Raw genomic sequence first — 12,674 nt, 5'->3', positions numbered from 1 at the left:
CGATAGCATTTTCGAGGAGTCTTCGCGCCCTTCCACTCCAATCAACAAAGTGTGAAAAATTTATTCATCAACCACAATTGGGTCAGCCTTTATAAAACATCTTCGTAAGTTGCCTCAGCATTTTTCAGTTTTTCTACTTCTTCTTCTAATCCTGTTTTAGCATTAATAAAGATCCGATAGGTATCCTCACCCAATGTTCCTAAGAATTCATAACATAACACGTCTTCATTTAGATCATTAACAATCATGGCTTGGCGTTGTTCCATTACCTTTAATTTTGGATTTACCTTGGTGCGAGCTTGTTCAAGTGTAAGCGCAGGTTTTTCAATCGTCCTAGTTTGAAATGATTTTAAGTATTCTTCAGCGGAGGTTCCAACTATATCTCCATTATCCAGCGCTACTTTGACTTTCACTGATTCTGGATAAATTCTAACTCCATTTATATTTGTAACAAAATCAAATACTCCCACATTGTCATATTGTGTACTCTCAAAAGTTTCTAAATTTTTAAAGCCTGTTTCCTTCAAAAATGCTGCCGCCTTATTATTGGCTTCATTTAAACTCAAAGATTGCTTTTTAATATCCCGGTTATTAATAAACCATATTGGATGGCCAGCCTTTTTAGTAATATCCATACTTGCTTCTTGCTCTGTCGTTTTATTTTTTATCGATACACTGTAAAAACCAAAATCAGAGCCTTTACCATTATCCGTGACTTTTACGTTTGAATTTCCGTCAAACTTCATATACTTTTTTGCAATTTGAATTGCATCATTGCGGGAAATGGTTTTCCCTTTAATTTTCTTGAAGTTTTCATCCTTTTTTTGGAAATTACTAAATGTCGGTCCCAAATCTGATTCCGCAAAACTTGTAACCGTTTTTTCAACAGTCTTAAACCCATCAATGATCGTATTGTCTGTGTTTTCCTTCCCAGATGCGAGGGCTAGTTCCACATCCATCCATCGAAGATTATTTTTCAAGACCATATGCTGTACATTTCGAAGCTCATTTTGAATGTCACCAGACTGCTTGTACAGTACTTGAAGTGTTTGATATTCTTTATCAGTCAATGGTTCCTTTGATAAATCTCTAACGGCTGTGCGATAGCTAAAGTTACCAATATTCGCTAAAAACTCCTCGGTTTTATTGAAAGGTAATAGTGTTAACGGCAGCTGCCCAACATCGCCATGTGCCTGCGAAGTGAGTCTCCATACTTCGATTAAGGAGGGCGATAAGGATTCTTTGGAGTTCATCGCAAGTGTAGTCCCTATTTTATCGTTTAATAAATCCATACGATAAGAAAGATTGTGGAATGCCCGTTGATAGTTGTTTTCCGCATTGATAAGGATTGCATTTTTTTCCTGATGTTCTTGATAGCCCCAATAAGCCGTTCCCGCAATACCAACAGCGAGAACACCTATCAATATGCCTCTAATCAATTGAGCTCACCCCTCTATTTACAAAAAATATGCTTGCCAATCCGTTTAATTTGCGGTCTGCCCCAAATCCATCCGCTGGTAGCTGTAGCTGGATTAAAATAATACAATGCTTCTCCCGTTGGATCCCATCCATTTATGGCATCGATTACTGCTTTTTTAGAGGATTCATTTGGAGTCAGCCAAATTTGGCCATCCGCAACTGCTGTAAAGGCCCCCGGTTCAAAAATTACACCGGAAACTGTGTTTGGAAATGATTGGCTGTTAACACGATTCAAAATCACAGAAGCAACAGCCACCTGACCTATATACGGTTCTCCCCTAGACTCACCATGAACTGCATTGGCCATTAATCTAATATCATTTTGTGAGTAACCTTTTGGTGTGTTTAAGGCTGTCGGCTTTTTTGCAGCTGCATTAGGCGGCGCTGATTTCTGTGCTGTTTGTTTGTTATATTTCGTGGCTTTTGCTAATTTTGCTTTTGTTGTCGCACCTGCAATTCCATCAATAGGTAAACCGAATTCATATTGGAAATTTCTTAACGCCCAATATGTGCCCCATCCAAATACCCCATCAATTTTCCCATGATAGAAACCAATATATGTGAGCCTAGATTGCAGCTCGATTACATCCTCCCCTACTGCTCCTCTTTGAATTACCTGATTCGAAAACGCATATACCTTTTGGCTCTCAAGAGAAGACAATGTCATGGTACATGAAAAGATTAAGATGAAGAATCTGATGATGATGCTTTTCTTTATCATGGAATAATAACCCCCATTATGAATCTTTTTAGCATTAAGGCTATTTTTTGTTTTAATGGTATTTTTATTCCATTTCCCGCAGAAAAAAACCCTTCAACAAGTGTGAAGGGCTTTAAAAGGTGTAATCGGTTAGTTAAACAGGTGCTTGTGCCTTATGTTCCGGATATTTTTTAAAATGATTTGCACTTAAAATTTTGGCCTTTTTTACTTTTCGCAATCCAAACCACCAAAGAAAAATCATAAATGGAAAAATAATAAACAACCAGTTTTCAAGTGAAATTAAAATAAAGTCATAGGAGCCGTGCAAAAGAATCGGCAACAATAAGGATAATAAAATCCATTTTGCTTTATAATCCTTCGTGAACTTTGCTTTTCCTAGATAAAAGCCCATAATAACACCGAAAAGAGCATGACTTGAAACAGGTAATAGAGCACGGGTCATGGCATGCTCAATTCCATTTGCCACTAAATAAAAGATATTTTCAACAGTTGCAAAACCAAGAGAAACGGCTACTCCATAAACAATTCCATCGAACGGTTCATCAAATTCGACGTGCTGATATATAAGATAAAAAAGAATAAACCATTTAAAAAACTCTTCTAAAATACCTGAACCAAAAAAGGCATTTAATAAATTGGATTGTAATAAATGTTCTGTTTCCAAAACATGTTGGATAAACATAATGGGGAACACCAGCAGCACACCATACAAAAATGTTCGAAAAACAAAGGAAACAGGCTCTGGTTCATATTCATCCTTTAAATAAAAATAACTTAGTAAGGCCAAACCTGGAGCAATTCCGGCCGATAATATTCCAAGCATGCTGAACCTCTTTTCCAATCCTTTTTCTTAATGGTACCATGTATAGCACATAAAGAAAATGAAAGATTCATTCCAGCGGCCAAAGAAACTTACGCATTAGAAGTTGATGTTATCAATGCTGCTTGCCATCGCTACAGCCAATTTCATCCTTGCTTTTTTAGAATCATTGTCACTTCCAAGAATGACTCCCTTTTTATAAAGGTCATATGCACTGCCTTCATAATCGTACGTTGTATAGACTGCACCCTCTTCAGCACTGGTAGTAATCACTATTTTGATCCCTGCTTTTATGGACGCTTCGATTTCTTCCATCATTTTCGGAGCTACCTGGCCTCTTCCCACTCCTTCAAGGATGATTCCAGCTACCCCTGCTTCTCGGGCAGCCTTTATAAATTTCCCATCTGCCCCAATATAGCACTTAATTATTTCTACAGCCGGAATGGGGGATTTTAATGGATAGTACTCTCTTCTAAGCGGTTTCTGGAAAACATGGACATTGTCATTATCAATAATACCAAGATAGCCAAACCCAAAGACATTAAAACCCTGAATATTAGAGGCATGTTCTTTTTTTACATATCTAGCCGCAAAAATTCGTTCATTAAATACAACAACGGTGCCAACATCATGTAAATCGGGAGAACAGGCCGAATAAATGGCATGCCGCAAATTAATATACACATCACTGCCTAAATCCTCCGGTGAACGCTGCGACCCTGTAACCACGACAGGCCTGCGGTCATTAATGGTTAAATCAAGAAAATAGGAAGTTTCCTCCATTGTATCAGTCCCATGGGTGACAACAACACCAGAAACGGACTCATCCTTAAAGTAATCCTCAATTTTTGTTTTTAAAAAGACTAAATCGTCAAATGTAATATGTATACTCGCTTTTTGAAAAACAGAGTCTACGATTACTTCTATTTCATTGGGTAAATGACACATCGCTGCCAGTTCTTCCCCGGTAATAGCTCCGGAAGCTAATTTACCAGAGGTTTTATTTGGTTTACTAGCAATTGTCCCTCCTGTTGTTAATAAAACTACCTTTTTCATCATTAATCACCCTTTAGTTTCTTTGTCTAGTATAGATTGTGCGATTTGACCGCCATGGAAACGGCCATTTTCGATAAAAATTTCATTTGCATTATTGCCTGCTGCAATAACCCCAGCAATATAGATTCCACTGATATTAGTTTCCATTGTATCAGAATTATAGAAAGGTCTTCCGGTTTCTTCATCTATTCTTATCCCCATCTTCACTAGGAAATCATGGTCAGGATGATATCCGGTCATCGCAAAGACAAAATCATTTTTGATTGTTTTTTGATACCCATCCTTTATATAAGTTACTTGATTTTCGGTAATCCCTTTTACCTCTGCTTCAAACTCCATTAAGATGGTCCCATTTTTAACTAATGATTCAAATTCAGGGAGAATCCATGGTTTTATACTTGGTGAATATTCTTTACCGCGGTATAAAACCGTTACGCGTGCTCCTGCCTTTACAAGTTCAAGTGCCGCATCAACGCTTGAATTTTTGCCTCCGATTACACAAACATCCTTATCAAAATAGGGATGCGCTTCTTTAAAGTAATGGAATACTTTTGGAAGGTTTTCGCCTGGTACGTTCATATAATTTGGATGATCATAATAACCCGTTGCAATGACAATATAATTACTCTGATAAGTATCTTTGTTTGTTTTGACGCGGAATAATTGGTCTTCCTTTGAAACTTCTATAACCGTTTCAAATGCATTTATCCGCAGCTGTTTACGCTTAGCGACCTCCCGATAATATACTAGTGCCTGATTACGTTTCGGCTTGTAGCTATCCGTCACAAAAGGAAACCCGCCTATTTCTAATTTTTCGCTTGTACTAAAAAAAGTTTGATGAGTTGGATAATGATAGATGGAATTTACAACATTCCCCTTTTCGATAATTAATGGCTTCTTCCCAATTTCTTGTAAAGCGATCGCTGAAGCTAATCCACAGGGACCCCCGCCAATAATAATAATCTCTTCAATTTGCATTTAGGCCAGCTCCTTACAACGAATATATCTATAAAGAAGTATTTCTTCACAAAAAAATCTCCTACCGTATCATGATAGGAGATTTTTTATTTAGTTTCAACAAACAAAACTTTTCATGATTGAACTTATTTGGCTAAATCCAGCCTCTAAAGCGGCTGGCCTCTGCCATTTTCCTTACCCCGACCATATAGGCAGCAAGCCGCATATCCACTCTGCGAGTTTGCGCAGTATCATAAATATTCATAAATGATTTGACCATAACTTTTTCTAGTTTTTCTTCTACTTCTTCTTCTGTCCAATAATAGCCTTGATTATTTTGAACCCACTCAAAATAGGAAACCGTAACGCCACCAGCTGATGCCAATACATCAGGAACAAGCAAAATACCACGTTCAGTTAAAATTTCTGTTGCCTCCAAGGTTGTAGGACCGTTGGCCGCCTCAACCACAATTTTCGCACGAATATTATGAGCATTTTCAGCTGTAATTTGATTTTCAATAGCAGCCGGAACTAAAATATCACAATCAAGCTCAAGTAATTCTTTATTCGAAATCGTATTATTAAATAATTTTGTGACAGTTCCGAAGCTATCACGTCTATCCAATAAATAGTCGATGTCTAGACCATTAGGATCATATAATGCACCATAAGCATCTGAAATACCGATTACGATAGCACCAGCATCATGCATGAACTTAGATAAATAACTGCCTGCGTTTCCAAAGCCTTGTACGACTACCTTGGCTCCTTCAATTTGAATGCCTTTCTTTTTAGCAGCTTCACGAATACAGATGGTCACCCCTTTTGCGGTTGCAGATTCTCGACCATGGGAGCCTCCTAATACAAGCGGCTTTCCTGTGATAAATCCTGGAGAATTAAACTCATCAATTCGGCTATATTCGTCCATCATCCAGGCCATAATTTGTGAATTAGTAAATACATCCGGGGCGGGGATATCCTTTGTTGGTCCAACAATTTGACTGATTGCTCTCACGTAGCCACGGCTAAGTCTTTCAAGCTCTCTAAAAGACATGTCCCGCGGATCGCAGACAATTCCGCCTTTCCCTCCGCCATATGGGAGATCGACAATCCCGCATTTCAAGCTCATCCATATTGAAAGGGCTTTCACTTCGGTTTCAGTTACATTAGGATGAAAACGAATACCGCCCTTTGTTGGCCCGACTGCATCATTATGCTGTGCACGGTATCCCGTAAATATTTTAATAGAACCGTCATCCATTCTGATTGGAATTTTGACTGTCAGCAAACGTAATGGCTCTTTTAAAAGCTCATATACTTCTTCAGGATAACCTAACTTTTCAAGGGCTTTATGTATAACGGTTTGTGTTGATTTCAACACATCGTGGTGCTCTCCCTCTTGATTAGTTTGACCATTTGCTTTTTCGGCAACCATTTAAAATCCTCCTAGAAAATGCTTTACGAATGTTGTCTTCTTTCAGAGACAAGTATACACGTTTCATTGATTTATGCAAGAAGAAAAACCAAGACTAAATCTTAATTTGTAAACGCTGCAATAAAATTAAAAGCCCCACAAAATATAGAATTATAAAAGACTTTAAAGGGGCGTCCGCCCCCTTAGTGTGATATTGATCCAATCAAGTTATTTAAAAAAATGGAGAATCGTTTCAACAGCGAATTGTTTCATCACAGGCTTACCATATTCAGCAAGAACGTATGGACTTAGAATAGATGGGGTGCCGAACTCCGATAAAATACAGGCAGCCATTTCTTTTTTATCAGCTTCGACCTTATCCATTACAAGGTAATAGCGGTTATGCATGGCATAAAGGCTTCCACCATAAATGTCTACAATTGACAATCTTTTGGCTAGACCGACTAAATCCTCAAATTCATTAAACTCGAATAAGAGAGCTTCACAGCCTTCAACCCTTACCTGCATTTCAATATAACCATCGTACAATAATTCTTCATCATCTTTTACTTCATCAACAGTAATGATTAAAATCATTCCTTGAGCCTGAAGGGAGAAAATTTCTACAGCTACAGAACCCTGGATATCAACATCAAATTCCTCACTTGCCTCTTCGAGCATATCATGAAAGAGCTGATTCCACTTACTTGAATCCTTCCAAATATCCTCTTTTGAAAGTCCCCTTTCAAATAAATCATCAGAGGTTAAAAATATTTTTATTTTATTGGCCGTTAAGCGTTCTAAGCGCATGCTTTTGCCCCCTGCCGTGACGTAACTCTTGTTTTTTAGTGTATGCCGCAGGGAACCATTGGTGAATTGTCTTTCTTAGCCTATCTTTCTAAACCACGTTTAAGTGTAATAAGATGAGTTTCAGCAGGAGCTCCTAAACGTAAGGGCACAGTTGTTGTTCCATAGCCGTTACTAATTAACAGGATTGTATTTTTAAGCTTTTTTAACCTTCCTCTTGCATACGGGCTATACCCTAAAATGTGTATTTGCCCGCCATGGGTATGTCCACTCAGTACCAATCGAATATTATGCTCAGGCAAGATCTTATCTGTAATGGTCGGAATATGACTAGCTAATATTTTAAAACTGCCCTCCTCTGCATCCATAAGGGCAAAATCAAGCCGGTCTCGCTCCTGGCTGCAGTCATCTACCCCCAGAAGAGATAATTTATCCCCATCATTTGACTCAAAAGTAACAGCTGTATTATCCAAGACCTTTATACCCATATCGAGCAATATCGCATCCAATTTACGGAAATCCACTTCATAATCATTGTTTCCCCAGACAAAATAAACAGGCCCAATTTGTTTTAATTTCCGTAAATTTTCCTTTACTTGAGGAAAAGATACTCCTTTTTCCATTAAATCTCCGCCGATTATAACAAAGTCGGCTTTCCCTTTTACATTCTGAATAATACTATCGGAAATAACCCGTCTATGAATATCCGAAATAAAAAAAAGGGTCACCTTGCCAAAAGAGTTAGGAAAATCCGGAAAGAGTATCTCATGCTCTACCACTTTATTTAAAAAGGCCTCTTTCACCATAAATAAGAAGAGAAAGATACCTCCCAATAACAATAACACGATTATCCCCCATATAACCAACTTGTTCTCCCCCTCTACAGTTCTACGGAAATCATACCATAAAGAAGACATAAACTAAAAAAAGACGAGTGTGCGCTCCCAACCGATGGGGAAGTGAAGAATAAAAACTAAAAGCAGGCTGATATCTTTTGTAAATACCTAAAAAAATCCCCCCCATACATTGTATGAGAAGGATTTCCTTTATTTCCCTTGTTTTTTAATCTTCATGTATATCTAAAATACGGAAGCCGTGTTCTTCTAGCTTTTTAGTAAACCTGTCAAGATTGTCTTTCTTTTCTATCTTCATCACAATTCTGCGTACTAGCTTATCGGTTTCATCGAATGTAACAAGGGAGATGATATGCTCATGGAATTGATGGGCAATTTCTGATAGACGGGCAATACGTCCTTCCGTCTCAACTGATGTAAAAGCAATTCTTACGCCCGGTCGATTTACCCCAAATACACTTTCAAACGAAGTTAAACAATCGGATCGTGTGACTACACCAAGAAAGGTTTCATCTTTGTCGACCACAGCTAGTAAAGGGAAATCCTTCAAGTCAAGAAGTGTTTTTTCAAATAATTCTCCACCTAGCAAAAACTGATCTTTATGGGATGCAATATCCCCCACCACTGTCGAAGTTAGATAGTCATCCTTTTGTTTCCCGGACTTAAAAAAACCTTCATATATATTAAATCTTGTTACAACACCTGTATATTTATTACCCATTAAAACAGGGAGGCCGTCAATTTGGTGTTTCTCTAACAGCTCCAGTGCATCCTTAAGGGTTACACCAGGTTGAGTGGTAAAACACTCATGCTTGGGGATCATAATATTTTTAACAAACACTTGCCATCACCTCGTAAATTAGTCCTATACCATTATTATACTGCTACCATGCCATTAAAAACCCCTCTTATTATTAAAGATTTATGTCATGTAACAGAAATACTCTCATAAAATTAAATGATATCAACTTAAGGGAGGGCAACTATGAATACACATTTTAAAACTTATCATCCCTATGCTAGTCCGTTCGACCCTTGTCCACCAATCCTTGAAAAAGCATATTCCACCCCACCCCATTTATATATGGGCTTTCAGCCGCCAAATTTACCACAATTCCCCCCACTTGAAGCACTTAGGGCAGGGACATTGTGGAAAGCGTTTCATGACCCTTGGTTCGGCCCGCTTGAACCAGGTAAAGGGGGACTCCCCCAATGAAACAAGTTCCAGCAGAATATTATCAACTAATGGAACAGCTGCAAGCTGTGGACTTTGTATTAGTTGAGTTAACCTTGTACTTAGATACACATAATGATGATCAAGAAGCTATTAATCAATTTAATCATTATGCCAAAGAAAGAAAACGATTAAAAAAATTATTTGAGAGCCAGTTTGGACCTTTACAGCAATATGGAAACAGCTACTCTAGTTATCCTTGGAACTGGGATGATGCACCATGGCCATGGCAAGTTTAAAATGGGGAGGGATTTCATCCAATGTGGATTTACGAAAAAAAACTTCAATATCCTGTTCGGGTTAGTTCATGTAATCCAAGATTAGCTAAGTATTTGATTGAGCAATATGGCGGTGCCGATGGAGAATTAGCAGCTGCACTCAGATATTTAAACCAAAGATACACAATTCCTGACAAGGTAATCGGCCTTTTGACGGATATTGGGACAGAAGAGTTTGCTCATCTTGAAATGATTGCTACCATGGTCTATAAATTAACGAAAGATGCTACACCTGAACAAATAAAGGCTGCAGGTATAGAAGATCATTATGTCGACCACGACAAAGCATTATTCTATCATAATGCGGCTGGAGTACCTTGGACAGCTTCTTATATCCAGGCTAAAGGGGATCCAATTGCAGACCTCTATGAAGATATTGCAGCTGAAGAAAAGGCGCGGGCTACTTATCAATGGATTATTAATATTAGTGATGATCCAGATTTAAATGATGGATTAAGATTTTTACGGGAAAGAGAAATAATTCATTCACAGAGATTCCGTGAGGCTGTCGAAATCTTAAGAGAAGAACAGGGCAAAAAGAAAATCTTTTAATTGGTAATAAGAAGCAGTTGAAGGTCTGCTTCTTATTTTTTTTCATGGTATAAGTTAATATCATATTGCTTTTTCATTATTTCAAATACAATATGCCGGTTTTTCCATTCCTCTTCCTTTTTCCACAAATCCTTGCTCCGATCAACAATTTCGCATCTTAACTCTTGATATTCCTTTTCCTTCTTTTCCTTTTGCTGTTTCAACAAATTCATTGCCCCAAACCCGACAATTGTGAATGCCAGCAAGTAAACAGCAACTATATCATTTAATACGGCAGACAACATGGCTAAAAAAGAAAATGAAAATGGTTTTACGAAAGTAATATAGAAATACACAGTAAATATAAAGGCAAAAAAAAGTGTTGAATAAACCGATAGATAATGCCACATTTTTATATCATCAAACTTTTTCTTTCTCTTTCTTACATTCTCTAACATTTGTTTGGTTGCCTGATCGGTGTAATCAAGTTGTTGAATTGGTGTATCCATCTTTGTTCCCCTCCCTATTTCGATATATATTTATGTTCTTGTCCTAAAAATTATGTTGGGAAACACAAAAAAACCGATCAAAGATCGGCTAGTTTAAAGGTATTTTGAGTACTTGACCAACATATATATTCTCATTTTGCAGATTATTAGCTCTTTTGATAATGGTAACACCACTTTTAGAATGGTAATACCTTATCGCTAGTCTAAACAATGTTTCTTGAGGCTTTACCTTATGATAAATAATATTATTTTTTTTTTGAGGCGTAGCTGTTGGTTGACTTTTTACTGCCTCGATTGGCTCACTATTTTTATCTGATACCTGCTGATCGGCTGTCTCTTGATTTGATGTTGACAAAGACGTTCCATCAGAACTATTCGCTGGCTGCTCAACCTGTGTGGAAGCTTCTGCACTTTTTTCCTGTGGAGCCGTTATCTTTTCGGCATCTTGAGCGGATTTTGATGATCCTTCATTCATATCTTCATTAACCGGAATAGACTTTTCAAGATTAATGGTTTCATAACCGACTGAACTTCCTGAAGTTTTTTGTGTTCCATTGACTTTCCCGCCGCTATCCCGATAGGAAATGACACTAAAAATAATGATGGGAAGGAGAATAAAACATAAAACTAGCAGGCGGATAACAGGATATTTAACCTTCCATTTTGTTTTTTTCCTTTTTTGTCTGTGGACCTGCTCCCTTGGCGGCAGTCTTTCATTGTCACCATCCACTTTTTCATTTATTTTTTGAATTCGTTGCTTTAATCGTTCCGCTTGGTCTCTGTATGGTTCTTCTTTATTCACAGAGCTGCTCCTCCCTGTTCTGTTCATCTGTTGTCTTTCTAAATTTTATATATACTCCCAGAAGAAAGTCTATGACAAAATGCATCATAATGGTCACTGCTAAATTACCAGTCCATTTATAAATAAATCCTATCAAAAAACTTAACAGAATAATATTCAAAAAGAGGTACCAGTTAAAGAGGTATCGATAATGAATAATGGCAAAAATAATACTTGCCATGATTAGACCAACCTTTGTTTGGATAATTCCCCGGAAAAGCAATTCTTCACTAAACGCTACAAAGAAAGCAATGACAAATGTATGAAAAACATGTCTGTTTTTAAAGATTCTCTCATTTAATCCCCCGTCATCATAATAGGATGCAGGCAGCCATTTCATTAACAAAATATCAACTATCACAATGAGTACTCCCGCGGGAATACCTATCGTAAGAATATGATCGTCACTCAAATCTATATTTTGCAGATAAGAAAAATGATCAAATAAAATAGCTCCAAGGATAAATGAGATAACTAAAAGGATGAATTGCGTAAGGTATAAGTGATATAACAGCTCTTTATCTGTTAAATCAGTGATTATTTGGTTATACTTTCTTTTCATTCACTCAACTCACAATTTAATTAGAATTTTGGCAAGGTAGTCCTTCCAGTTCTCTTCACGAGTTTGTAAAGATGGTGTATTTACAGATGATTGGTAATGATTTAAATTTACGCCGCATATATCACAACAACATGGAACTTTTTGGAATCCGTCTTCCTCAAAGTAATGTAAAATAAATTCACGCCTGCATGTTTGGGACTCAACCAGTTTTTTCATATTGAAAATATTATCATGCTTTAGTTGAAATCTATCCCTTACAAACTCTTTCATTGAAGTTTTTAACTTCTCAAGATTAGTAATCTGGTGGTTTGGATGATTTACATATTCCTTTATGATTCGCCATTGGATTTCTGAAAACCCGCCGAGTGTACTTAACTCCTGATTTAGTTCAATTACACCATCGTTTACCATATGCTGATTAATTAAATTTGTAAATAACCAATCGATTTGCTGTTCGGACGGCAATTCACCTTCTACAAGTTGAATAGGAAGCTGCTCATCACCTGGTGCATATAAAAGAATAGCAACACTAGGGAGCCCATCCCGCCCTGCCCTTCCAATCTCCTGAAGATACGACTCAATCTGCATCGGCATATGATAATGAATAATAA

16 protein-coding genes are annotated in these 12,674 nt (G+C 37.4%); 3 read left to right on the top strand and 13 right to left on the bottom strand.

Annotation, left to right across the window (positions count from 1 at the left end):
* Positions 1-89 precede the first annotated feature (89 nt).
* From ypeB to V7077_RS08235, 9 genes are all read right to left on the bottom strand, one after another.
* Positions 90-1,439 (bottom strand): germination protein YpeB, encoded by a 1,350-nt coding sequence (gene ypeB, locus V7077_RS08275; RefSeq protein WP_335500299.1) that lies wholly within the window; start codon positions 1,437-1,439, stop codon positions 90-92.
* 14 nt (positions 1,440-1,453) lie between these two features.
* Positions 1,454-2,146, bottom strand: a complete 693-nt coding sequence (gene sleB / locus V7077_RS08270; protein ID WP_335500347.1) for a spore cortex-lytic enzyme — start codon at positions 2,144-2,146, stop codon at positions 1,454-1,456.
* Between the two features lie 187 nt (positions 2,147-2,333).
* A complete protein-coding gene (gene prsW, locus V7077_RS08265) occupies positions 2,334-3,023 on the bottom strand; it encodes a glutamic-type intramembrane protease PrsW (protein WP_335500297.1) in 690 nt (229 codons plus the stop codon).
* A gap of 96 nt (positions 3,024-3,119) precedes the next feature.
* Positions 3,120-4,076, bottom strand: coding sequence for an asparaginase (locus V7077_RS08260; RefSeq protein WP_335500295.1), 957 nt, complete (start codon positions 4,074-4,076; stop codon positions 3,120-3,122).
* 6 nt (positions 4,077-4,082) lie between these two features.
* Complete coding sequence (locus V7077_RS08255; RefSeq protein ID WP_335500293.1) at positions 4,083-5,054, bottom strand: YpdA family putative bacillithiol disulfide reductase; 972 nt, start codon at positions 5,052-5,054, stop codon at positions 4,083-4,085.
* A 133-nt stretch (positions 5,055-5,187) separates the two neighbouring features.
* Complete coding sequence (locus tag V7077_RS08250) at positions 5,188-6,468, bottom strand: Glu/Leu/Phe/Val family dehydrogenase (RefSeq protein ID WP_215043186.1); 1,281 nt, start codon at positions 6,466-6,468, stop codon at positions 5,188-5,190.
* A gap of 207 nt (positions 6,469-6,675) precedes the next feature.
* On the bottom strand, positions 6,676-7,257 hold the full coding sequence (locus tag V7077_RS08245; RefSeq protein WP_335500290.1) for a genetic competence negative regulator: 582 nt from the start codon (positions 7,255-7,257) through the stop codon (positions 6,676-6,678).
* A gap of 80 nt (positions 7,258-7,337) precedes the next feature.
* Positions 7,338-8,060, bottom strand: coding sequence for a metallophosphoesterase (locus V7077_RS08240; RefSeq protein WP_335500345.1), 723 nt, complete (start codon positions 8,058-8,060; stop codon positions 7,338-7,340).
* A gap of 256 nt (positions 8,061-8,316) precedes the next feature.
* Entirely contained in the window at positions 8,317-8,949 is a 633-nt protein-coding gene (locus V7077_RS08235) for a CBS domain-containing protein (RefSeq protein ID WP_335500288.1), read from the bottom strand.
* Between the two features lie 144 nt (positions 8,950-9,093).
* On the opposite strand from V7077_RS08235, the gene V7077_RS08230 reads away from it, so the two are divergent.
* Genes V7077_RS08230 through V7077_RS08220 form a run of 3 tightly spaced genes read left to right on the top strand, consistent with a single transcriptional unit; the run spans position 9,094 to position 10,172 of the window.
* Complete coding sequence (locus V7077_RS08230) at positions 9,094-9,324, top strand: spore coat associated protein CotJA (protein ID WP_335500286.1); 231 nt, start codon at positions 9,094-9,096, stop codon at positions 9,322-9,324.
* Positions 9,321-9,581, top strand: a complete 261-nt coding sequence (locus V7077_RS08225; protein WP_335500284.1) for a spore coat protein CotJB — start codon at positions 9,321-9,323, stop codon at positions 9,579-9,581. Before V7077_RS08230 ends, V7077_RS08225 begins: the two co-directional genes overlap by 4 nt.
* Before the next feature lie 21 nt (positions 9,582-9,602).
* Positions 9,603-10,172: a manganese catalase family protein gene (locus V7077_RS08220; protein WP_335500282.1), complete on the top strand. Its 570-nt coding sequence runs from the start codon at positions 9,603-9,605 to the stop codon at positions 10,170-10,172.
* A 32-nt stretch (positions 10,173-10,204) separates the two neighbouring features.
* On the opposite strand, the gene V7077_RS08215 is transcribed toward V7077_RS08220, so the two are convergent.
* The 4 genes from V7077_RS08215 to V7077_RS08200 form a co-directional block, all read right to left on the bottom strand.
* Positions 10,205-10,660 carry a DUF2663 family protein gene (locus V7077_RS08215; protein WP_335500280.1) on the bottom strand — a complete coding sequence of 152 codons (456 nt, stop codon included), beginning with the start codon at positions 10,658-10,660 and terminating at the stop codon, positions 10,205-10,207.
* 88 nt (positions 10,661-10,748) lie between these two features.
* Positions 10,749-11,462 carry a LysM peptidoglycan-binding domain-containing protein gene (locus tag V7077_RS08210; protein WP_335500278.1) on the bottom strand — a complete coding sequence of 238 codons (714 nt, stop codon included), beginning with the start codon at positions 11,460-11,462 and terminating at the stop codon, positions 10,749-10,751.
* Positions 11,455-12,063: a CPBP family intramembrane glutamic endopeptidase gene (locus tag V7077_RS08205; protein ID WP_335500276.1), complete on the bottom strand. Its 609-nt coding sequence runs from the start codon at positions 12,061-12,063 to the stop codon at positions 11,455-11,457. The genes V7077_RS08210 and V7077_RS08205 overlap by 8 nt, the downstream gene beginning before the upstream one ends.
* Before the next feature lie 9 nt (positions 12,064-12,072).
* On the bottom strand, positions 12,073-12,674 hold a 602-nt coding region (locus V7077_RS08200; protein WP_335500274.1), incomplete at its 5' end, for a RecQ family zinc-binding domain-containing protein.

The organism is Neobacillus vireti (assembly GCF_036962465.1).
GTDB lineage: Bacteria > Bacillota > Bacilli > Bacillales > Cytobacillaceae > Neobacillus > Neobacillus vireti_B.
Note: the sequence above shows the minus strand (reverse complement) of the source record. Positions and strands in the feature narration are given on the sequence as shown.

Coding starts and splice junctions, on each gene's coding strand:
- sleB (WP_335500347.1), bottom strand. CDS start 2,146: ATGACATTGTCTTCTCTTGAGAGCCAAAAGGTATATGCGTTTTCGAAT.
- prsW (WP_335500297.1), bottom strand. CDS start 3,023: ATGCTTGGAATATTATCGGCCGGAATTGCTCCAGGTTTGGCCTTACTA.
- V7077_RS08260 (WP_335500295.1), bottom strand. CDS start 4,076: ATGAAAAAGGTAGTTTTATTAACAACAGGAGGGACAATTGCTAGTAAA.
- V7077_RS08255 (WP_335500293.1), bottom strand. CDS start 5,054: ATGCAAATTGAAGAGATTATTATTATTGGCGGGGGTCCCTGTGGATTA.
- V7077_RS08250 (WP_215043186.1), bottom strand. CDS start 6,468: ATGGTTGCCGAAAAAGCAAATGGTCAAACTAATCAAGAGGGAGAGCAC.
- V7077_RS08245 (WP_335500290.1), bottom strand. CDS start 7,257: ATGCGCTTAGAACGCTTAACGGCCAATAAAATAAAAATATTTTTAACC.
- V7077_RS08240 (WP_335500345.1), bottom strand. CDS start 8,060: ATGGTGAAAGAGGCCTTTTTAAATAAAGTGGTAGAGCATGAGATACTC.
- V7077_RS08230 (WP_335500286.1), top strand. CDS start 9,094: ATGAATACACATTTTAAAACTTATCATCCCTATGCTAGTCCGTTCGAC.
- V7077_RS08225 (WP_335500284.1), top strand. CDS start 9,321: ATGAAACAAGTTCCAGCAGAATATTATCAACTAATGGAACAGCTGCAA.
- V7077_RS08220 (WP_335500282.1), top strand. CDS start 9,603: ATGTGGATTTACGAAAAAAAACTTCAATATCCTGTTCGGGTTAGTTCA.
- V7077_RS08215 (WP_335500280.1), bottom strand. CDS start 10,660: ATGGATACACCAATTCAACAACTTGATTACACCGATCAGGCAACCAAA.
- V7077_RS08205 (WP_335500276.1), bottom strand. CDS start 12,063: ATGAAAAGAAAGTATAACCAAATAATCACTGATTTAACAGATAAAGAG.